The 22847-nt window shown below is 49.7% G+C and carries 18 protein-coding genes; 5 read left to right on the top strand and 13 right to left on the bottom strand.

The features are described 5' to 3' along the window. Positions 1-10: 10 nt before the first annotated feature. Positions 11-910: an alpha/beta fold hydrolase gene (locus AAHB90_RS13810; RefSeq protein WP_342085786.1), complete on the top strand. Its 900-nt coding sequence runs from the start codon at positions 11-13 to the stop codon at positions 908-910. A 158-nt stretch (positions 911-1068) separates the two neighbouring features. Here the strand turns inward: AAHB90_RS13810 and AAHB90_RS13805 are convergent, their stop codons facing one another. After that, positions 1069-2169 carry a T9SS type A sorting domain-containing protein gene (locus AAHB90_RS13805; protein ID WP_342085785.1) on the bottom strand — a complete coding sequence of 367 codons (1101 nt, stop codon included), beginning with the start codon at positions 2167-2169 and terminating at the stop codon, positions 1069-1071. Positions 2170-2299: 130 nt separating this feature from the next. After that, positions 2300-3391 carry an isoaspartyl peptidase/L-asparaginase family protein gene (locus tag AAHB90_RS13800; RefSeq protein WP_342085784.1) on the bottom strand — a complete coding sequence of 364 codons (1092 nt, stop codon included), beginning with the start codon at positions 3389-3391 and terminating at the stop codon, positions 2300-2302. Between the two features lie 181 nt (positions 3392-3572). Between AAHB90_RS13800 and AAHB90_RS13795 the strand changes: the two genes are divergently transcribed. Beyond that, positions 3573-5447: a glycoside hydrolase family 2 protein gene (locus tag AAHB90_RS13795; protein ID WP_342085783.1), complete on the top strand. Its 1875-nt coding sequence runs from the start codon at positions 3573-3575 to the stop codon at positions 5445-5447. Positions 5448-5518: 71 nt separating this feature from the next. Here the strand turns inward: AAHB90_RS13795 and AAHB90_RS13790 are convergent, their stop codons facing one another. The 8 genes from AAHB90_RS13790 to AAHB90_RS13755 form a co-directional block, all read right to left on the bottom strand. Further along, positions 5519-7792, bottom strand: coding sequence for an NADP-dependent malic enzyme (locus tag AAHB90_RS13790; RefSeq protein WP_342085782.1), 2274 nt, complete (start codon positions 7790-7792; stop codon positions 5519-5521). A 113-nt stretch (positions 7793-7905) separates the two neighbouring features. After that, entirely contained in the window at positions 7906-9096 is a 1191-nt protein-coding gene (locus tag AAHB90_RS13785; protein WP_342085781.1) for an MraY family glycosyltransferase, read from the bottom strand. Between the two features lie 149 nt (positions 9097-9245). Then, positions 9246-9989: a glycosyltransferase family 2 protein gene (locus AAHB90_RS13780; protein WP_342085780.1), complete on the bottom strand. Its 744-nt coding sequence runs from the start codon at positions 9987-9989 to the stop codon at positions 9246-9248. After that, positions 9986-10552: a putative colanic acid biosynthesis acetyltransferase gene (locus AAHB90_RS13775; protein ID WP_342085779.1), complete on the bottom strand. Its 567-nt coding sequence runs from the start codon at positions 10550-10552 to the stop codon at positions 9986-9988. Before AAHB90_RS13775 ends, AAHB90_RS13780 begins: the two co-directional genes overlap by 4 nt. Then, positions 10509-11435, bottom strand: coding sequence for a glycosyltransferase family 2 protein (locus tag AAHB90_RS13770; RefSeq protein ID WP_342085778.1), 927 nt, complete (start codon positions 11433-11435; stop codon positions 10509-10511). Before AAHB90_RS13770 ends, AAHB90_RS13775 begins: the two co-directional genes overlap by 44 nt. 83 nt (positions 11436-11518) lie before the next feature. Further along, the gene (locus AAHB90_RS13765) at positions 11519-12673 is read right to left on the bottom strand and encodes a glycosyltransferase (RefSeq protein ID WP_342085777.1); all 1155 of its coding nucleotides are present in this window, start codon (positions 12671-12673) and stop codon (positions 11519-11521) included. A 29-nt stretch (positions 12674-12702) separates the two neighbouring features. Next, positions 12703-13875 carry a glycosyltransferase family 4 protein gene (locus AAHB90_RS13760; RefSeq protein WP_342085776.1) on the bottom strand — a complete coding sequence of 391 codons (1173 nt, stop codon included), beginning with the start codon at positions 13873-13875 and terminating at the stop codon, positions 12703-12705. Further along, positions 13872-14915, bottom strand: coding sequence for a hypothetical protein (locus AAHB90_RS13755; protein WP_342085775.1), 1044 nt, complete (start codon positions 14913-14915; stop codon positions 13872-13874). The genes AAHB90_RS13760 and AAHB90_RS13755 overlap by 4 nt, the downstream gene beginning before the upstream one ends. Before the next feature lie 287 nt (positions 14916-15202). On the opposite strand from AAHB90_RS13755, the gene AAHB90_RS13750 reads away from it, so the two are divergent. Further along, positions 15203-16081: an alpha/beta fold hydrolase gene (locus tag AAHB90_RS13750; RefSeq protein ID WP_342085774.1), complete on the top strand. Its 879-nt coding sequence runs from the start codon at positions 15203-15205 to the stop codon at positions 16079-16081. Positions 16082-16133: 52 nt separating this feature from the next. On the opposite strand, the gene AAHB90_RS13745 is transcribed toward AAHB90_RS13750, so the two are convergent. The 3 genes from AAHB90_RS13745 to AAHB90_RS13735 are packed head-to-tail and all read right to left on the bottom strand — an operon-like array spanning position 16134 to position 18387. Next, the gene (locus AAHB90_RS13745; RefSeq protein WP_342085773.1) at positions 16134-16502 is read right to left on the bottom strand and encodes a VOC family protein; all 369 of its coding nucleotides are present in this window, start codon (positions 16500-16502) and stop codon (positions 16134-16136) included. Positions 16503-16528: 26 nt separating this feature from the next. After that, on the bottom strand, positions 16529-17038 hold the full coding sequence (locus AAHB90_RS13740; protein ID WP_342085772.1) for a cupin: 510 nt from the start codon (positions 17036-17038) through the stop codon (positions 16529-16531). Between the two features lie 14 nt (positions 17039-17052). Beyond that, entirely contained in the window at positions 17053-18387 is a 1335-nt protein-coding gene (locus AAHB90_RS13735) for an amidohydrolase family protein (protein WP_342085771.1), read from the bottom strand. A gap of 123 nt (positions 18388-18510) precedes the next feature. Between AAHB90_RS13735 and AAHB90_RS13730 the strand changes: the two genes are divergently transcribed. Together AAHB90_RS13730 and AAHB90_RS13725 are read left to right on the top strand one after the other, a co-directional pair. Then, positions 18511-18687, top strand: a complete 177-nt coding sequence (locus AAHB90_RS13730; RefSeq protein WP_012779878.1) for a DUF6496 domain-containing protein — start codon at positions 18511-18513, stop codon at positions 18685-18687. 215 nt (positions 18688-18902) lie between these two features. After that, positions 18903-22778: a PAS domain S-box protein gene (locus AAHB90_RS13725; RefSeq protein WP_342085770.1), complete on the top strand. Its 3876-nt coding sequence runs from the start codon at positions 18903-18905 to the stop codon at positions 22776-22778. The last annotated feature ends 69 nt before the right edge of the window (positions 22779-22847 follow it).

Raw genomic sequence — 22847 nt, 5'->3', positions numbered from 1 at the left:
TCTACGGCGTATGTTAAGTTTTAAATTGCTTCGTTCGGCTATCCTGTTCCTTTCTTTGTCTGTTTCTCTGAGCTCCTGCTTTTCGCGGTACATTATTTCAGCCAAGGAAGTGCGGAGGCATTATGCCGATAAGAAAGTCAAGCCAAAGGAAATATTCATCAGGAACGACACACTTTCACTATCGCTGGCCAGCATCGGGCCCGACACGCTTCCGATGCTGCTGCTTATTCATGGTGCCCCGGGTTCCTTGTGGGGGTACATGAACCTGATGGATGATGAGGATCTCCAAAAGCATTTTCATATCGTTTCCGTCGACAGGGTAGGTTACGGCAAATCCCGGCTGAAAAAGCGGCGGTTTGTGACCTCTATCGAAACGCAGGCGAATGCATTGCTACCAGTGTTCTCGCTCAACAAAAGTGATCAGAAGGTGATTGTGCTGGGGCGGTCTTACGGGGCAGCCATTGCCGCCAGGCTGACTTCGATGGTGCCTGACAAAGTGAAAGAGCTCATTATGGTATCGCCTGTCATCGACCCGGAAACCGAGCGGTTCTTTTGGTTTTCGAAGTGGGGCCGCATGAGCTTCGTGCAGCTTTTCCTACCTAGCGCATTCAATGCCGCAACGGCCGAGAAGTACAGCCACGCCGACGAGCTACGCAAAATGCTACCGGTTTGGGAACAGCTAAGTGTGCCCACCACGGTGATCCAGGGCGGCAACGATTGGATTGCAGATCCTACCAATATCGAATTTGCCAAAAAGCACATTAAGAGCAAGCGTGCCCAATATATTTTCCTATATAACGCAGGCCATATGATTACCTTCTCGCACGCTACTATGATCAAGGAAATGCTGCTGAAAAGCAGGCTGTTTCAGGAAAAAATCACTGCATTGGAGTCATTTGGCAACGAGTAGTTAATCAGAGAGCGTTCAAAAAGAAAGCGGCAGGTCACAGGATCTGCCGCTTTTCTGTTAATAATTAACCTATGGTGATAGGTGAAATTAGATTTCACCTAAAACAACTATATCCCATAGGACGACATTAATGCCGGAAACCATTACAGGCAGGGGCATTATCTCAATACTTTCTGTGTTACCGAATCTTTTGCATTGCTGGCGCGGATCAGGTACATGCCCTGCGCCAGGTTATGCATGTCGAATACTTCCTGAACTGCGATTTCCGGCACTTTGCTTACGATTTCGGTCAAAATGCGGCCATTCATGTCGATCAGTTGCAGGCGGATGATTGCCCGTTGCTTGCTGTATGCTTTCACTGTCACAAAACGCTCGGTAGGTACCGGATATGCCTGGATAGCCATAGACACCTCTGGCGATGTGACAACAGGCGTAGAAGTGATCACGCCGCCATATTCCGAGGACTCGTACGGAGGGATTTCAACGGTTTCTCCCGGCCTGTCGACCACAGTTACCATGCCTTCGCGATAACTTTCGGAGATTCTCGCCCCGTTGCGCCATTCGGCGACAACGATCGCAAAAAGGTAGTTGCCAACCACTTCCGGTGCAGTCCACACCAGCTTTTTTTGCACCGCATCGACCTTAAATGTGCCACTGGCGCTAATTTCATTAGGGAATAAGTAGCTGTGATCGACCATGCGTACGCCACAGGTGCCCGGTGAAGGCTTGCTCAACCGGACCACTTTGGCTGTAATGCTGTCATTATCTGCGACGGTCGGTTTAAGGTCAACGGAGAAAACCTGGCGGACACCGGCAACAAATTCAAGGGGCGGCAGGACCGGCGTAGCGTTAGAAAGTTGCGTATCAATCACCGTCCATAAAAACTGGGATGTCATTTCTGCTTGCGGCAAATTCAGGATCTGGCCGGTACGGGTTTCCAGGGCTACTGAAATCTGATAAATTCCCGAAGAAGGATAGGTGTAAATAGCCTGATACTCACCTAGCGATACATTATTGGAAATGGCTGTTAATGAAGCTCTGGAAAGCTCTTTAATGCCTCCGTCACCCATGCAGACTGTCACAGAGTTCAACGCATCAACAGCGCTTTGACCGTTTTGCGTATCAAGGTAGAGCCTTACCTTGATATGATAGGTTTGGCCCGAAATGTGGCTTGCCAGAATTTCTCCGCCTCGCAGATGCGATGCTTGCGCATGCGCCGAAAGCAGGATCAGTAAGAGAATGCTGTAAACTGATTTCATACAGAGGAAAAGAAGCCGTGAGGTTACATACAAGTTCAAAACGCGGGAAACGTTTGTTTTTGTATGACTTCTTTTCAAAACAAATGCAAAAAATGCCGCCGCAAAATCCTTTCCTTTTTGGCGCGCATTGTTAATCCTTATAAATCAATATTTCACGTTTCCCATCGCTTTTGATGTAGCCCCTGTACATACCTTCGCTGTTAAACGGCATGGCCACATTGCCATTGCGATCGACGGCGATAACGCCCCCCTCGCCACCTCTTTCGACCAGCTTTTTCATCACCACCTCGTTTGCCGCTTCGGAGAGGGGCATGCCTTTATATTCCATCAACGCAGAAATGTCATGGGCGACGACCGAACGGATGAAATACTCGCCATGGCCCGTTGCGGAAACGGCGCAGGTCGCATTGTTGGCATACGTTCCGGCCCCGATAATGGGTGCATCGCCGATGCGGCCATACCTTTTATTGGTCATTCCACCCGTAGATGTGCCCGCGGCCAGGTTGCCATATTTGTCCAAAGCCACACAGCCCACTGTTCCGAACTTTTTACCCTCAGTAAAAATCAAATCTTCTGCGGGATAATATCCCGTCCTGGGCGCCTTTTTTACGTCTGGTTTCCCTGTTCCTCTCTTGTCTCCATTTTCTTCCTTACCATTGTGGTCAAGCTCGGTCTTTTCCTGCTCTTTGGCTCGTTCTAAGGCTTTATACCGAGCTTCGGTGTAGAAATAGGACGGGTCTACGATTTCCAATCCCTTCTCTTTGGCAAAAAGCTCGGCCCCCTTGCCAGCCATCATCACGTGAGCCGATTGGTCCATAACGGCGATCGCCGCCGAAATCGGGTTCTTTATAGTGGTAACACCTGCAACCGCACCGGCTTTAAGCGTTTTGCCTTCCATAATGGCGGCGTCCAGCTCATTTTTTCCCTCATTGGTAAAAACGGCCCCCTTCCCGGCATTGAACAATGGCGAGTCTTCCATGACGTGGATCGCTGCTTCTACGGCTTGCACGCTCGTTCCGCCTTTTTTCAACACATCATAACCTGTCTCCAAAGCGGTGTTCAGCGCCTCCCGATAAGCCTTCTCGCGTTCGGGGCTCATGTTCGCGCGGGTGATCGTACCTGCGCCCCCGTGTATGACGAGTGTAATTTTATCAGAGTAGCCCTGCGCGAAAGTTGAAACGCCGGAAAGGCAGATCAGCAGAGTCAGAAGAAGTCTTTTCATGAGATAGCAATTTGAGTGATGTATTCAAATCTAGTAACAAAAATTCGATATCGCTATTGATCTAACAGCCCGGCGCTTTTATCTTCTGGCACCGGATATGCCGTTTTTTGTACAGTAGAGCGCATTCAGACGCTACTTTTGGTAGTTCTGATTAAAATTTACCTACAAAACCGAAACTCTGATGAAGAAAGTAGTGCTTAGCCTGGGAATGCTCCTGGGCAGCCTGTACGGTTCGGCTTATGCGCAGGGAACTGTTGAGCCGAAATCCGCCTGGAACTATGTGCGAGGCAGGATCGTAACGCCCTGGGCGGAAAAAGTCACAGCAGAAAACCCGCATCCCGAGTATCCGCGTCCTCAAATGGTGCGCCAGAACTGGCAGAATATCAATGGCCTGTGGAATTATGCAATCGTCCCTCAAAGTGCGGCAGAGGCCAGGCCTGCGGCCTTCGATGGCAAGATTCTCGTCCCATTCGCAGTGGAGTCTGCATTGTCGGGCGTGGGCAAGACGGTCGGAAAAGACAGTGTCCTTTGGTATCAGCGCACGATCGATTTCGCTCCCAAACTGAAAGACCAGCGCGTGCTGCTTCATTTCGGGGCTGTCGACTGGAAAGCCGAAGTGTTCGTAAACGGCAAACCTGCGGGAAGCCATCAGGGTGGTTACGACCCATTCTCATTTGACATTACCGACCTGCTGGTAAAGAAAAAGCAGCAAGAAATTGTGGTAAAGGTATGGGATCCAAGCAGCGACGGCCCTCAGCCGCGTGGAAAGCAAATCAAGAACCCGCATGGGATCTGGTACACTCCCGTGACGGGTATCTGGCAAACGGTTTGGCTGGAAACGGTCGCCACCAGCCATATTAAAAGAGTAACTCCTGTCGCTGATATTGATAAGCAGACACTTACTGTAAATGCGGAGGTGGCCAGTTCCGGGACAACCGATAAGGTGAAAATCATTGCCTGGGATGGTAGTGAGAAAGTGGCTGAACAGGAAGTGGCGGCTGGCCAGTCTGCCAGCCTGACGATCAACAATGCAAAACTCTGGTCGCCGGATTCGCCCTCACTTTATAATCTGACTGTGACACTTACACGCAATGGAAAAGTGGTCGACGAGGTAAAAAGCTACGCGGCCATGCGTAAAATCGGCGTGCAGGTTGATGAGAACGGCATCCAGCGCATGACTTTGAACAACAAGTTCCTGTTTCAATATGGCCCGCTCGATCAGGGTTGGTGGCCCGATGGACTCTACACTGCGCCGACCGATGAGGCTTTGAAGTTCGACATTGTGAAAACCAAGGAAATGGGTTTCAATATGATCCGCAAGCACGTAAAAGTGGAACCGGCAAGATGGTACCGTTATTGCGACGAACTTGGCATGTTGGTATGGCAGGATATGCCAAGCGGCGACTTAGGCAACAACTGGGAAATGCGCCCGGGCATTACCGGCAACGAAACCGACCAGAAGCGCACGCCCGAGTCTGAGAACATCTACAAAACGGAATGGAAGGCCATCATGGACGCCAACCGCTTTTTTCCCTCGATTGTGGTTTGGGTACCGTTCAATGAAGCATGGGGTCAGTTCAAAACGGCTGAGATAACCAACTGGACCATGCAATATGATCCTTCGCGCCTGGTAAACAGCGCCAGTGGCGGTAATTTCGAGCCGGTGGGCCACATTATCGATTTACATAATTATCCGGCTCCCGTAATGCCGCGTCCTGATCTGTTCGGTCAGAAGCAGATCATTGTTTTAGGGGAATTCGGAGGTTTGGGTTTGCCGGTTGACCAGCATGTCTGGCAGCAGAAAGATAACTGGGGTTACCAGAGCTTTAAAAACCAGGAGGAGCTCTACAACCGGTATGAGTCGTTTATCAACCGCTTCGAACCTCTGATCAAAAAAGGCCTTTCGGCAGCGGTTTATACCCAGACAACCGACGTTGAGGTTGAAACCAACGGATTAATGACTTATGACCGCAAGGTGAACAAATTCCCCGAGGCAAAGTTGAAGCAGATTCATTCGAAGCTTTATGATCCATCATTTGTAAAATTGAAGCCGTGACAGGCTTTTCATAAAACAAAATAGCCCGGCATGTTCCGGGCTGTTTTGTTTAGAATCAATCACTAAGTGCATTATTGGCCTTTCAGCTGCGCTTCGACCACCGCTATTGCGACCATGTTCACAATCTCTCTGACGGAACTGCCCAATTGCAGTACGTGCACGGGCTTTTTTAGTCCCAGCAGGATCGGCCCGATGGTTTCCAGCTCTGCTGCTTCTTTCAGCAAGTTGTAAGCAATGTTACTGGCCGAAAGGTTAGGGAAGATCAACGTGTTGGCACCGCCGTCCACCAGGTCGCTGAACGGGTGATTTTCTTTCAATAGCGCGGTATTGAATGCAAGGTGCGCCTGCAATTCGCCTTCCACGATCATTGACGGGTTACGCTTTTTCAGGATCGCCGTCGCATCGCGCATTTTTTCGGCATCGGCTCCTTTGGCACTGCCGTAGTTGGCATAGGTCACCAGCGCAATGCGCGGCTGGATATTGAAGCGCTCAACAGCTTTTGCCGTCAGTTCGGTGATTTCCACGATGTCATCAACGGTCGGATCGAGATTGACTGTGGTATCAGAAAAGAACAACGGACCTTTCGGAGTGAGCAGGATATACATACCCGCCACCTTGTTGACGCCTTCCTGCTTACCGATCACTTGCAGCGCAGGGCGGATCGTGTCGGGGTAAGTTCTTGTCAGACCGGAAATGAATGCGTCGGCTTCTCCGGTTTCAACCATCATCGAGCCGAAATAGCTTTTGAAATACATCGTTCGACGCGCTTCGATAGGGGTAAGGCCCTTTCTTTTGCGTTTTTCGAACAATTTTGCGGCATATTTCTCGATCATCGGATCGCTTTCCGAAGCGCGCGGATCGATGATCGACACATCGGCCAGATCGAGCTTGCTTTCCTGGATCAAATGAAGTATTGTATCCTTATTACCCAGCAGGATTGGCGTAGCAATTCCTTCGTCGCGGACCTGCTGGGCGGCGCGTAGCACCTGGATATTCTCTGCATCGGCAAAAACGACCTTTTTCGGGGCCAATTTTGCTTTGTTAAGGATTACGCGGGAAATCTGCTCATTGCGTCCAAGACGGTTGGAAAGCTCCTGGTCATAAGCATCCCAGTCGGTGATAATCTTCCGCGCCACACCGGTTGCGATCGCTGCTTTCGCAACAGCAGGTGCTACGGTAGTCAGCAGGCGGGGGTCCACCGGTTTTGGGATAATATAATTTTTGCCAAAAACGATATTTGTCTCATTGTAAGCCAGGTTGACGATATCAGGTACCGGTTTTTTAGCCAGATCGGCTAATGCGTGAACGGCAGCAAGCTTCATTTCCTCGTTGATCTCCGTCGCTCGCACATCAAGCGCGCCCCTGAATATGTACGGGAAACCAAGCACGTTATTGACCTGGTTGGGGTAGTCCGAGCGGCCGGTGGCCATGATCACATCTTCGCGGGCCTCAACTGCGTCCGGATAAGGAATTTCGGGGTTGGGGTTAGCCATTGCGAGCACGATCGGGTCTTTGGCCATGGATTTGACCATGTCCTTCGAAACGATATCGGCTGTGGAAAGACCCAGAAACAGGTCGGCACCTACCATGGCTTCTTCCAGTGAGCTGTAAGCTACATCGGTAGCAAACTGCTTTTTCATGTCGCTGAGGTCGGTTCGTCCATTGTGAATGTGGCCCTTGGTGTCAAACATCGCGATATTCTTCGGGTTTGCCCCTAAGGCGAGGTAGAGCTTGGTGCACGAGACGGCCGATGCGCCCGCTCCCGAGACGACCACGCGGATGTCGCCAATATTCTTGTTGACCAGCACCAATGCATTCAGCATCGCGGCCGCGCTGATGATCGCCGTGCCGTGCTGGTCGTCGTGCATCACCGGAATGTTCAGTTCTTTTTTAAGCCGGGTTTCTATCTCAAAGCATTCGGGCGCTTTGATATCTTCCAGGTTGACGCCACCGAAGGTAGGTTCGAGGATTTTGACTGTTCTTACAAATTCATCGACGTCTTTGGTGTTGAGTTCGATATCGAAAACGTCGATGTCAGCATATATTTTGAAGAGCAATCCTTTTCCCTCCATCACGGGTTTGGAAGCTTCCGGACCGATATCGCCCAGGCCGAGCACGGCGGTGCCATTGCTGATAACAGCCACCAGATTGCCTTTGGCGGTGTATAGATAGGCATTTTCTACATTTTCGGCGATTTCCAGGCAGGGCTCCGCCACGCCGGGAGAATAGGCAAGCGAAAGGTCACGTTGGGTACTCGTTTCTTTGGTGGGGATAACCTGTATTTTTCCAGGTCTACCCTTGGAATGGTAGTATAGCGCGTCTTCTTTTCTGATCTTTTTGTTCATACCTAAGTGGACGATGTTTCGTGCAAGGTACAAACATTCGGTTCATCGCCATGAATTCTCAGAAGGTATTCGCGAGAATTTCATCGCGGTTTTCAGACGACAGGTTACTGTGTTTATTGAAAGGTAGAAAGGTCATCGTCGGCCAGTGAAGGGCTTTTGACCAATTTTTTCCGCTCTTTGACGGAAGCAATGCGCTTTTTGAGAAAATAGGCAAATACCATGTATAAACCGAACATGCCAATGTAAATGTACATGGATGCTGTGTTGGTGATGTCGCCATGGAAGGTGAAGAACAAGGCAGTGTTGATGATGGTCACCATCCAGAGCGTGAATGAGGCCCAGAAATGGTTCAGGCCATTGTCGATCAGGATATGGTGCATGTGGTTGCGGTCGGCTACGAATGGAGAGCCGCCTTTAAAAATACGTACGATGAAGACGCGCAATGTGTCGAAGATCGGCACAATGAGCAATACCATCACAATGATCGGCGCATTGAAATAAGCGTTGGGATCGTGCAGATACCCTACATTCAATGAGAGGAATTCCACCGCAAAGATCGATAGCAGATACCCTACGATCAGCGAACCGGTGTCGCCCATAAAAATCTTGCTGGTTTTGGAAAAATTGAAACGCAGAAAACCGAGCAGTGAGCCCGACATCGCGAACGCGAGGCAGCCGAAAGAGAAGTGGTCATTGGCAATAAACCAGATTCCGAAACCAAGGCCGGCTATCAGGCTGATACCGCCTGCCAGGCCATCTATTCCATCGATCAGGTTGATGGCGTTAATGATGGCGATGAATATAAAGACGGTCAGGGGAATGCTGATAAAGTCTGAAACGCCGTGAATGCCGAAGATGCCGTAAAAGTTATCAACCTTGAAATTACCCATCGCCACAAGGATCAGCGACGCGAAAATCTGGATAATGAGCTTCTTGGTAGGATCTACTGCAAGAATATCGTCTTTGATCCCCAGGAAAAACAGGATGATCATTCCGGTCATCGCCAGACTGATCAGGTTCGAATCGAGTATGTTTTCTGAATGCGGCCACAGAAAGTAGGCTATCAGCGTGGCTGCAAATATGGCAATACCGCCCAAAGTAGGCGTTTCCGTTTCATGTGAGCTTCTGAAACCCGGCTTTGCAGTCAGATGCAGCAGGTTTGAGAGGTTGATGATGATGGGTATCGAAATGATCGAAAGAAAGCATCCGATCAGGAAAGAGAGAAGGCATTGATAGATGTCATGATGGACAAGCGTATTGACGTTTCCTTCGGTCAGTATCTGCAGAGGTAGTTGTAATTCCATGTGCCTGTCAAGTTAGTAAGTGCGTCGAGTACGGATCCGAAAATCCAAATTCAAATGTCGAAATATAAACCAATATTTGTAATATGCAAATGCCTGAATATCAAAATAATTACTGTGTGGTTTAAGCTACTTCAGTTGAGTTCCGCATCTTAGATAAATTGTATAATTTTTCTCAAAGGTTTTAACCATAAGGTATAAAACCGGGGTTCCAGATTGTTGATTTTCCAAGCCATCCGGTCGTTCCGGTTGGCCGCGACGCGATTTCTCAGCGTGCTGTTGCTGACCCCGCCCGCCCGCATTTTCACCAGGACTCTTGGCAGGTAAGCAAGTTTGATTTTTTCACGATGTACAAAACGCAGCATTAGTTCATAATCCGCTGCGCTTCCCAGATCGAGGCGAAAAAGCCCGTGTGCGTTGTAAACCTTTTTCTTGACAAAAAAGGTGGGGTGTGGCGGCATCCATCCATTCAAAAATGCGCCAAACTTATATGCACCTGAGACCCATTTCCTGCGTACCACCGTTGCATCGTTCGCATCAATATATTCAAGATCACCATAGGAAGCATCGATGTCGCTGGATGCCAGTACTCCGGCCACTTCGCTGATCACCGATGGATACGCGTAAAAATCATCGGCATTCAGTATTCCTATCACATCGCCGGTTGCCAATTGTATGCCTTTGTTCATGGCATCGTAAATTCCGGCATCAGGTTCGCTGAGAAAACGGGCTATTTTATCACCATAGGACCGCACAATTTCCTGGGTGCCGTCCTTCGAATTTCCGTCCACGACAATATATTCGACGTCAGGATAATCCTGCCCGATGACCGACTCGATCGCGTCGCGGATCGTCGCCGAGCCGTTATATACAACAGTAAGTATACTTACTTTCAATTGGTTATAGTTCTTGTTTTGACATATTTCGCAGGATTTCCCTGATATATTCCATAAGGCTCTAAATGGCTCGTCGCCACAGACCCCACTGTCAGCAGCGCGTGGGAGCCTACCACCACACCCGGGCAAACTGTCGCTTTTGCGCCGATCCAGGCGCCAGCCCCAAGGGTTATCGGCTTCACAATCAGGTCAAAAGTGCTTTTTCTGTAATTATGATTGCCCGTCAGAAGCATCGCGCCCTGCGAGAGGCACGCATTTGATTCAATAGTCACCAAAGTGAGGTTGTCGATCCACACTTCTTCACCGATCCAGACGTGGTCGCCTATTTGCAGGAACCAGGGATATTTCACGTTCACTTTTGGCTTGATCACCACGCCTCTGCCGATCCTGGCGCCGAACATCCGCAGCAATGCAACCTTGAATGAAGAAGGGTACGGAATATGCGTATGAATAAACAGCCGGTTGAGGAAATACCAGATCACCATCTTGGGATAACTGCCTGGCTTGTACCAGTCGATGTTATAAACTGACAGATTGGTTTGGGTTCCTGAGGTCTTTTCCATACTCTGTCCTGAAATGTGATATAATAGCTTCCTTGTCGCGTCCTACCCGGTGATATACCTCATAAATTTTGGCATCAACCAGGAACCGGTACCAAAACCCCTGTAAAACGTGCCATATGAGCCCCTTCGTTCCATCGAGGAACCCCAATTTAATGAAGTACCTGTATGTGAAGTAGATGAATGGCCGGGTGAAAAGAGGCATATTGGCATATTTGATTTTCAGGAAGCGCGTCCGCTGCTCCTGGCTGCCCCAGAAACTCGGCTCGACAGTCTCCTTGCTATCAAAGTTATACTTAATGTTTAACAGGTCGATAACCTCCCTGATTGCGTAATTGTTATGCTTTTGCGTCCACCAGGTCAGGTTGTTGAGGGTGTGATCGACGATATCGTGTTGCAATTGGGCAGTGCTTCCACTGCTTAGCTTGATATGCTCATCCATCCACAATTCTTCGCAAATGCCTAGTCCGCGACGCCAGATACGCAGTAGCCAGATCGGATAGTATCCGCCCCGATGGATCCATTTTTCCATGAAAATCACCCGCCGTTTCAGGTATAATCCTGAAACGTGCTCGGGCACTTGTGCCAGGGAACTGTTCAGTTCAGCCGCAAGTTCGGGAGTAAGGTATTCGTCGGCATCCATCCGCATAAGCCACTGCGTTTGGAACGGGTTGTTGCGGATACCGAAATTGAATTGGAATGCGTAGGAAACCCAGGGATTTTGCACGACTCTGGCGCCGAGCCTTTCAGCAATCGCGACTGTGTCGTCGGTTGAAAACGAGTCGACGATGAAAATTTTATCAGTAACCTGTAACAGGCTTTGAATGCACCGGCCTATGTGCTTGGATTCGTTGTGTGTTAAAATGATGACGGATAAATCGATCATACGTTGTTGGAAACAGAACCGGGCATCGTTGCCGTTCACCCGCGCCGGGCGCCATGGAACGGTTACTACGGCGGCAAATGTAGTTACTTTTTTTGAACTTTCTTGTATTCTTCCAATAACTGGTTGGCAACCACACGGATGTCAAAATTTTCGGTTACCATCTCGAAAGCTCGATTTGCAATAGATTCAGCATAGGGCTTGTCTTGTAATATTTTAAGAAGACCATCTGCTACACCGTCGCTGGTCAACGGGGTAAGGTAGGCTGCCCCATAACGGGCGATGTAGTCGCCAAAGCCAACGCGGTCGGACACCAAAGCGGGTACGCCTGAGGTCATCGCTTCCAGCACCGCGATCGAAAAACCTTCGGAATAGGAAGGGGAAACGAACAGATCTGCATCTGCCAATGCTTCTTTTTTGATCGTATCGGTAAGCATTCCTACCAGTTTGACGCGGTCTTCCAGGTGATGCTTTCGAATGAAGTCTTCGGTTTCGGCCTTGTAACCATCGTCGGGTCCGGCAAGGATCAGTTGGGCATCAGGTATCTGTTGATGAACTTTCTGAAAGGCGGGCAAAAGCAGATCGAGGCCTTTTTTAATATTGAGCCTTGCCAGGAAAAGCACTATTTTCTGGTCGGGCAAAATGCCGTGTTTAGCTCTGAAAAGGCCCCTTGCAGGCAAATTGGAACGGGTGTACTCGTCGAGCTTCATACCATTTGGTACGATCACCATGTTTTGGGGCCGATACCCCAGGTAGCGGATCACATCCTCTTCCTCATCGGTATTATTGATCTGAATCAGGTCGGCCTTCCCCAGTAACCTTTTTTGGTACAACAAGGTCACCAGATCCTTTTTCCACTTACTGTGGGCCACCGCCCATTTGTCAAGCAGGCCGTGAATGGTGATCACTTTTGCCGCCTTCGAGGGGATCAGGAACGGGGCCAGGCTGCCGAAATGCCAGATCCCATGCATATGTACCACGTCGTATTCGTGGATATGTTTTTTGAGGTATTTGTACAAATCGACAGAAAACTCCCGGTAGAAATTGCTAAATGGCGTTGTGCGGGCCACAGCGATCAGGCGCGCACCTTCGGGTACGGGATACATCTTCTCGCCTGGCGTCATCGGGCTGAGGATATCGACCTGGTGGCCTTGCCTGACTACTTCTGTGGTATGGTCGTAGATAATGCGGGCCGGGCCTCCGATCGCCCATGTATATGCACAAATATTCAGTATTCGCATGCTTGGGTTTTAATGTATAGTTGTGTTGGTTATGCTACCGGTCGTCTGGCGGTCAGGTCGCGGTAGGCCCCCGCCATTTGCGCGGCTACGGGGCCTGATGCGAATGGAGCGATCAATTTCACAGACTCTCGTCCCATTCCGGTTATGCGGTCGGGGTTCCGGATAAAAAAGCTTAAATGTTCTTCCAGCTCAGCCTGACGGGAGTAATCGAATGTAAACCCGTTCACGCCGTTACGCACCAGATCCTGGGCACATCCACAGGTTTGGGACACGATTACCGGCATCCCGCATACCATCGCTTCATTAACGACCAATCCCCAGGGTTCCGATTTGCTGGGCAATACGAGCACATCGCTTTGCGCCAGCCAGCCAGGCACCTGATACCAGGGGAACCCGCCGGCAAAAATGACCTGTGCGGCAATACCCAAATCGGTCACCAGTCTGTCCAGGTTGGCCCGTTCAGGGCCGTCTCCCACGAAAAGCAATTTCCAGTCCGAACCAGTTTGTCTGACCACGTTGTCGAATGCCCGGATCAGCGTCGTCAGGTTTTTCTCCGGAGCGAGCCTGCCGACATACACGAATTTTCTCGAAACGCGATCCGCTCCCGCAGAGGCGGCGAGTTCTCTTTTAGCTTCGTCGTATCGGTTACGGATCACTTGCTCGTCGATGACCGCCGCATTTCTCACCATGATCGCACTTTTCGCTACACCAAGGCTTTCAAGGTACTTCGCCGATGTTTCCCCGAAACAAAAGAAGGCATTGGCACGGCCAACAATCACTTTTTTGACCCATTCTTTCCACGCCGATCGGTTATGGTCGGCCGAGGAGGATTCTGATGAAATGGCCACCTTTACGCCTTTCCAGCGGGCATAGAACATCAGCAGTACCTGGGCCCAGTCGAAATAGCCGGTAATGTTGAGCACGTCAGGCTGGTATTCGTTAAATATCCTGAAAAGTGCCTGGCGCCGCTCCGCAAAGCTCACCTGGTCGAGGCTGCGTTCGAAGAGAACCTTGTAAGGATAATCATAAATGATCGCATCGTCACTTTGCATTACTTTCCGGCTTGCTTCGTAAAAAGCGATCTGCGCCACAAGCAGCTCGTCTCCCGGATCGGTTAACTTTATGGCCCTGTCGATCTCACTGAAAAGCTTCGATTTGTAATGCGCCCATAATTGGTTGTGAACAATCAGTACGCGCATCATTTCCGGAGGTTAAGGTATTCCTGAAACAATGGATACAGATTGTCGGCCAGGAAGATCTGTCCCCGGCTGTTGAAATGCACGACATCCATCTTGCGGTATCTTTCTTTCGAGACGCCGAACTTGAACTCGTCTATCAGCCGGATATTCTTCTCTTTGGCGAAGGCGATAATCTCCTGACCCTGGTCATTAAAATGCCCCAGATCGATCTCGGAAATCTCCGGATGCAGATAAATGAGCATCGGAATGTGATCCCTTTGTGCGATTTGGTAAAGCTGCTCATAACCGGGATTGAATATCAGCCCGGATTTACGGATGCCCGCATCGTTGAGTTTTTGCGCCTCTACCGTATCCTCTACCGCCTTCGCGTCCGCCGCAACGTGTGCGCTGTCGGTCACGTCGGGTTTCACGATGGCGATATTGTCCTCTTTTTTCTCGGGTTCGGGTGTCAGGAAAAGGGTATCCAGGAAATAGAAGAGCATCCAGCGATACCGGTCCCAAAGCTCGTAAAGTGCCACTTTGTATTGTTTGTCGGGCCAGCCCGGGTCGATGCCTACTGGACTTTGGGGCGACATGATATCATGGGCGTCGTGACTGCTCGTTACAAGGCATATCAATTTAGCCTTGAAAGTGCCGTATTTTTTGAGATAACCGGCGATATTGTCCGGACCCCATGATCCGGCGGAGATGTTCAGAACGCGCACCCGTTTCTTGAAATCCTTTAAGAAGCGCTTTTCCAGCAGGGTGGAAGCAATGCTGTCCTGATCGGTGAGACTTCCGCCATTTACCACCGAATCTCCGATCAGCAATATCACCAGGCTGTCGGTAGGAAGCACTTCCTCATTTCGCATGGAAAGGCTATTGGTACGCAGCACCTGGCCGAACCTTTTTACGTTCTGGTTTGGCGCATATATATATTCAAAATCGGGGTCGGACACGTAAAGCGGTGAGTTACAAAAGCCATATTTTACCCTTAATACAACCTCGGTAATCCCCGCAAGAATGACAATAGCAATTAAAAAACCGTAAACAAACTTTAACATCAAGTGAATGTCTTCTGCGTCGAAAGTGACTGCAAATTTAGGATTACTTTTGCCAATTACTGCTTTTTCGCTTCGCGTTAACTAAATATGTCGGCATTTGAACTGGCATACAGGATTTTGCTGATCTTCCTCCCCGCTGTTCATATCCGTCCACAACCTAGTATCCCTGGCAAATCATGCAGGAATACATTCATCACTTTATTTGGGATGATCCGCTGGCTGGCACAGCTCTTTCTGTCGGGTGGTTGCAGATTTTAGCATCAACCAGAATCTAAAAACAGAACGTCATGGGATTTATAGAATCAAAAACAGCGGTCAATGCAGAGCCTGTACAGCTTTTTGTGCATGAAGTTGGGCAGGGAAAGCCCGTCATATTCATTTCGGGTTGGCCTCTCAGCCATGAAATGTGGGAGTATCAGTTTAATGTGCTGCCAAAACATGGCGTTCGCTGCATTAGCTACGATCGTCGCGGCTTTGGCAAGTCGGATAAACCTTGGAACGGCTACGATTACGATACACTGGCCGCTGACCTTAAATCGGTGATCGATACGCTGGACCTGAGGGATGTGGTCCTGGTCGGCTTCTCGATGGGCGGAGGCGAAGTGGTGCGTTATCTGAGCAAATACGGTAGCGGCAAAGTGGCTAAGGCCATCCTGATAAGTACTGTGCTGCCTTACATGCTTCACACCGAGGACAATCCCGAGGGCCTGCCTCAGGAAGTCTTTGACGGTTTTGTGAAGGACATCGAAGACGACCGTCCTAAATTTCTGGCGGGTTTTGCCAGAGATTTTTATGGGAATGGATTTTTAAATCATGCCGTAAGTGAGGAGTTGCTGCATTGGCACAGCATGCTTGCATTACAGGGTTCAGGCCGCGCTACAACGCAATGCATCCGCAGTTTCAGCGCTACCGATTTTCGAAACGAAATCTCGTTGCTGGATGTGCCTCTGCTGGTCATTCACGGAGAAGACGATAAGACGGTACCTATCAATGTGAGCAGCGAACGCACATCCGGAATGCTGCCCGGGGCTGAGTATATCGTTTACGAAAGCGCGCCACATGGTCTGTTTTTCACCCACAAGGAGCGCTTGAACGAGAATCTGATCCAGTTCATCAATCAGGAAGTCGTCACGATCAGCAATCCATATACCGATATCACAACGTAGGTTTGGTTTACAAGCCGCAGGGGCCGTGCCAATGGTGCGGCCCCTGTCATTTTTATGCGGTCATTTCAATCAATTCTATACGGTTTCCGAACGGGTCGCGGAAGGAGAAGCGGTTACGATCCGGAATTTTGCTTTCATTCTTGACGGTGATGCCGTGCTTTGCGAGCAACGCGCGGGCCTCTTCCAGGTCGTGTACCTCAAATGCCGGATGCCTTTGTGAAATATCGTGCACATCTTCGGCACGGATATGCAACTGTATATCGCCCATCTGAAACCAGATCGCGCCATGTGGCAGCGGATAACCCAGGTCGGCTAATTCTTCCAGGCCCAGTACGCCACCGTAGAATTCCCGCGCCTGCTGTTCGGTACCCGGCGGAATGCAGAGCATGATATGATCGAGTCTTTTAAATCTAATTTTCATGATCAGGAGTGATTTTGGGCATTAAATTACTTCCATATTTTGGATAAACCTTTTTCGGAGCCCCATACAGGGTCCAAAAGCGGGATGGGAACTTTGCGGATATTTTCCAGGGCACGCGGCCTGTCGCCAGCCTGGCCACGCAGGATGTCGTAATCCCGGCCGTCGGGGTATGCGCCAACTACCGCAAAATCCGCCGAGGCTTTCAGTTTCTTGTGACCCACTCCGGCCGGTATCACCAGCACATCGCCAGCGCTTACGTTCAGCTTTTCACCGAGCTCTCCCCCCATATGCAGCAATGCATGCCCGGCATACACGCCCAGCACCTCGTGTGTGATGCTGTGGTAGTGGTGATACGGAAACACACCATTCCGCCATGAATTTGTCCAGTTATTTTCTGCAAACCGCTTTTCCAGACAGGCAGCACCATCCTGTCCCGAGACCTTGAAAGCGCCATGATAAATAAGCAACGGGAGTTTGTTGTTGGGTATATTTCCGTCGTCTTTAAAGTAGTAAGTGTGAGGTTGTGTGATGTTCATGGTTTTACTGGTTATTAAAGAGGCCCCTTGCTCACCTCCTGCCCATTTTTCCAAACAGATTCGATCTTCCTTGTGTTCCGGATGTCTTCGAAAGGGTTCCCCGAGAGGATGATCAAGTCGGCTTTTTTACCTTTCTCGAGCGTGCCCTTTTCATGGCTGATGCGAAGGGCGGTGGCCGCATTACGTGTGCTGATGGTGATGGCTTGCGCGGGTGTGAGACCGGCTTTTACCATCAGTTCCATTTCCAGGTGTTCGGTGAAGCCCTGGGTACGGACAGGGAACGCCCCGGAGTCGGTGCCGAGCGCTACGGGAATACCTGCATCGTATATTTTCTTCAAATTGATCATCGCAGTTTTGAATGCAGACATGTTGCGCTGGTAATCCGGGGAGTTCTTGATTTTTTCACCATAAGCTTTATCGGTGATCATTTCGAACACACCCGGTTCGAGCGAGGCTTTAAAAAACGCATCGTTGATCCATTCGGGATGACCAGCGTATACAAACTGGTATTCATCAAGCGAAAGCGTGGGTATATAAATTACCTTCTTCTGCTTCATTTTTGTGAGAAGGTCCTGGCCGACTTCCTTGTCGCGGATGCTGTGGGCTATGATGTCGATACCGGCCTCGGTCAGCTTGCGGGCATCTTCGGCATAAAACAGATGCGCGGCTACGCGGATATTGCGTTTGTGTGCCTCGCGGATAATGGCCTGATAGATTTCCGGTTTCATTTTCCGGGCGTTACCACCGTGGTCATCGACCCAAATCTTAACCACTGTGGGTTTCACTGCCGCGAGTTTTTCCATCATGGCAGGGACCTCTTCGGGCGTATCGGGCCGCAAAAGCAGGTTCATCCACGAGCCAGGATTTGGATCAGGGGTGTTGAAACCGTAGCCTGCCGAATAAAGTCTGGCTCCCGGCAGCAGTCCTGCCTGGGTGGAATCGATAAATCCATTAAATATCAGCGGACGGTCGGTGCCCATAGCCAGCACGGCACTGACGCCATAATCCTGATATTTTTTCAAATGCCTTAGCACGTTCTCACGGGTGTAGTTATCGGCCGACGAGGTGGTTGCTTTGAGCGTTCCCACGTGTGCATGCGCACAAACCAGGGAGGGCATGACAGTCTTACCGGTCAGATCAATTTCGCGTGCCCCATTTGCTTTGATATTCTTTTGAACAGCGGCAATTTTTCCGCCGGCAACGAGAATATCGGTATTGGTTTGGGCGGTCGAACCCGCGCCATCGAGCACGGTCGCATTTTTTAGCAATATCAGATCGTTGTTTTGGGCTATTGCAGCAGAGCTGCATAATGCGCAGGTCATCTGAAACAGTAATTGTATTTTTTTCATGAGCTATGGGTTTGGAATTATAAAGTCCAATGAAATGGTTTTTGTTGGTATGCATTTTGAGCTACAAAATGCGCGCCGCTACGGTGTGAAAAATAAAAGCATCAACTCCTAAAAAACAATGTCATGGCTAAATATTCGAAAAAAGCCGGTGAAAAGGTGGAAGAGGCCTTACACGAGCAGAAAGAAGGTAAACTTAAATCGGGCTCCGGGAAAAAAGTAACTTCTAAAAAGCAGGCGATTGCCATCGGTTTGTCTGAAGCCCGAAAAGAAGGAGCCAAAGTCCCCAAAAAGAAAGATTAACAAGTTGCCAGTTAAGCAGACGCTCTTTTTCCAACACCTGAAAAAGAGCGTTTTTATTTATACCAGCAGGAAATGCAAATGTAGAATTTGTTTTAGAATATTATAAAATTAGGTACCGGACAGCTTAGCGCTCCCCAAAATCGTCGAATAACTCCTATATTGTACAAAAAAGGGTATTCCAATATTGACGTTTCTAATTGTAAGTCTTTTTGAAAATGAATGATCTGAGGACGGAGCTGTTAAGGCTGCTGCAAAAGGATGAAAGTATTTTCGATTTTATCCAGGACTCAGCCATAGACGGACTACTGATTTGGAAGCATTCAGATCCGGGCGATCGCTGGGCCGATGCCAGGTTACGGCAAATGCTCGAACGGGGTTTTGAGGAAGGTTCCGATCTGGTTTCTTCGCTTTTTAATAATCAATCTTTTACATTCCACATCAACAAGGCCCGCGCGGCTTTCCCGGAAAACCTGGAAGCCCGTCATGGGATCGTACGGATTCAAAAACATAACCTACAATCGCTGCGGCTGGCCGTTACCTCCATTTGCACCTTCGCCGAACCGCATGGCTGGCTGGTATTGTCGGGCTTCCGTCGCCAGGATCTGATGCCCGAACTACCAGGGTTGGTAACCGGTACCGAACTCTATAAATCCTTGCTGAATAGTAATGCGTTTTTTGTTACAAGCATCGACCTAGAGGGAAATTATATATATGTCAACGACCATTTCAGTGAATTTTATGGTCTGGAAAAAAGCGAGATTATAGGCAAGCCGTCACTTAGCGGGGTTGTACCCGAAGACATTGAAAAATGCCTGCAAGCGGGCGAGCAATGCTTTGTCAACCCGGGTACACCCAACCCTGTGGTGCTTCGGAAGTACTCATCGCCCGGAGGTGTCAAAACAACCAGATGGGAGTTCACCGGCATTGCAGACGAGAATGGCGTTGTTACCGAGATATTTTGCGTGGGTTACGACATCACCAAGCAGCTCAAAGTACAGGAGGATCTTTCTGTACTCGTATCCAATATGCAGGATGTGCTGTTCACGATCTCGCCGGCAGGCATTTTCAGTTATGTCTCACCCAGTTGGACGGCGATGTACGGGCATACGGTCGAAGAGACAGTCGGGAAGCCTTTTACCGAATTCATACACCCGGAAGATTTTGATGTCTGTTTCGAGGCGTTGCGGATTACCTCCGAGACAGGCGTACCGGTGCCGGGAGGGATAGAGCATCGGATCAGGCATCGGGACGGATCGTGGTCATGGAGTAATACCAGCGCTAATATAGATCCGGTGAGCAAGGACATTATCCTTACCAGTCATGACATTACCGAGCTGCGAAATTCCCGTGAACGGCTCAAAGAGCTGGCCATTGTAGCCTCGAACACGACCGACTACATCGTCATCACAGACAGCAAGGGCTACATCACTTGGGTCAACAAAGCCTATGAGATCCGCACGGGCTATGGCCGAAGGGAAGTCAAAGGCCAGAATCCGCTCCTTTTGTTGCGCGGCCCAGATACTGATCTGGATACCCTCGACCGGATCGCGTTGCAGTGTAAGGAGAAGAAAATTGTTAGAGAGGAAGTGCTCTGCTACACTAAAACTGGTGTCAGTTATTGGGTAGACTTGAAAGTTACTCCCGTATTCGATGATTATGGTAACTGCATCAACTACATAGCCGTCGAAAGAGACATAACCGCCCGCAAGGAAGCGGACATGGAGCTTAAAAGGATCAAGGATATCCAGGAACAGACCCATAGTGTCGCGCATGTGGGAGGATGGGAGTACGATGTGCGCACGGATGAACTTTACTGGTCGTCGACGACCAAAGAAATCCACGAAGTCCCCCAGGATTATGTTCCCAGTATAGAAGCAGCCATTCAGTATTATAAGGAAGGTCATAGCAGGGACGAGATAGCCCGGCTGTTAAGTGAAGGCCTGGCACATGGAACCGACTGGGACAGTGAGTTGCAAATTATCACCGCAAAAGGGACCGAGCTATGGGTGAGGACTATCGGCAAGTCAGAGATGATCGACGGCGTATGTGTGCGAATTTATGGAGCATTTCAGGACATCACATCCAGAAAGCAGGCAGAAGTGGATATCAAAAATTCCGAGGCCAAGTTCCGTCGCCTGTATGATTCCACCAGCGATGCGGTTATTCTTTTTGACCATACGGGATACCTGGATTGCAACAGCGCCGCGTTGAAAATGTTCGGGATCGATTCGGTGGAGACCTTTCTGAGGATGCCGATGGGCGACTTGTCCGGCCTGAACGAATTGGGCATGGAGGACAACAAAACGGAGGGCAACCGGCATGTGCAGGCCGTTTATGAAAAAGGCACCCACAGCTTCGAATGGAAATACAGGCGTTTTGGCGAATCGGAAGAATCTTTCATTGCCGAAGTTTTGCTTAATCTGATTAAAATCAATGACACCCAGATCATCCAGGCGGTGATCCGAGATATTACGCTACGGAAGCGGGCCGAGCTTGAATTGCTTGAAGCACGGGAGCATGCAGAGGCAGCCAGTAAACTGAAATCGCAATTCCTGGCCAATATGAGCCATGAAATCCGGACGCCGCTCAATGGCATAGTAGGGTTTACCGATCTGCTGATGAGGACCAATCTGGACGAAAGCCAGCAGCAATACATGTCAATGGTATTTCAATCGGCAAACTTGCTGATGGACATTATCAATGATATCCTGGATTTCTCCAAAATAGAGGCGGGCAAGCTGGAACTGACGCCCGAAAAAACCGATCTGCTGGAAGTTTGCGGCCAGGTCGCTGATATGGTAACCTACCAGGCGCAACAGAAGCACCTTGAAATGCTGCTGAATATCCCTGCCGACATCCCACAGTTTGTCTGGTGCGATTCGGTGCGGTTGCGGCAGATCCTGGTGAACCTGCTCAGCAATGCCGTCAAATTTACGAGCCAGGGTGAAATTGAACTGAAAATTGAACTGCTGCATAAGGCTAGCGGCCCGGAGAATACATTCCGGTTCTCGGTCCGCGACACGGGTATCGGCATCGATCCTCAGAATCAGCGCCGCATCTTCGAAGCGTTTTCACAGGAAGATTCCTCCACCACCAAACGGTTTGGCGGCACAGGACTCGGCCTGACTATTTCAAACAGCCTGCTCGGTTTGATGGAAAGCCGCTTGCAACTGGTAAGCAAACTCGAAGGCGGCAGTACTTTTTTCTTTGATGTCACCTTCCATGCTATCGAAGGCGAGGAACGATTTGAATGGGAGAATGTGGAGCAGATAGAAAAGGTGCTTATCGTCGACGATAATGTGCATAACGGCCAGATTTTGAAAGATATGCTAGCCAATAAACGCATCGGGTCCGACTACGTCAGCGGTGGTGAAGAAGGCTACCGCCTGCTGTCTTCGGGTGAACGATACGATGTGGTGCTAATGGACTGCCAGATGCCAGGGTGGGACGGGATTGAAACAATCCGTAAAATCAGAAGACTGGAAGGCCGCATGGCAGAACAGCCCGTGATACTGCTGAACGATTCGTTCGACGAAGAGGCGCTTAGCGTTTTTAGCAACGAGTTGGATATCAAGCATTTTTTGGTAAAACCGGTGAAGATTCAACAGCTATTTCACGCGCTCTCCGATCTCGGGCTTAAATCGGAAATCACTTATAAGCCAGAGAAATCACCCGCAAAAGAAGAATTTTCAAAAGTCATTTACGAAACAGGCGAAGTGAAAATACTCATTGCAGAAGACCACAAAATCAACATGCTGCTGGTTAAATCGATGCTGAGCAAAATATTGCCCGGCAGTGAGTTGATCGAGGCAGCCAACGGCAAAGAGGCCATCGAGGCATTCCGCCGGACCAGCCCTGATATTGTATTTATGGACATTCAAATGCCTGAAATGAATGGGTATGAAGCTACACGCGAGATCAGGCAGGTGGAGAGTCATTCCCACGTGCCGATCATCGCGCTTACGGCTGGTACAGTCGTAGGCGAGCGTGAAAAATGCATCGAGGCCGGCATGGACGATTATCTCACCAAGCCGGTTTTGAAAGACACGCTCGAAGAAGCGATCCGAAAATGGCTTTACAAACAGGACTAGCCGTCCGCGACTAGCCGTCCGCGACTAGCCGTCCGCGACTAGCCGTCCGCGACTAGCCGTCCGCGACTA

The sequence above is a fragment of the Dyadobacter sp. OTU695 genome (assembly GCF_038440355.1).
In the GTDB taxonomy this organism is placed as follows: domain Bacteria; phylum Bacteroidota; class Bacteroidia; order Cytophagales; family Spirosomataceae; genus Dyadobacter.
Note: the sequence above shows the minus strand (reverse complement) of the source record. Positions and strands in the feature narration are given on the sequence as shown.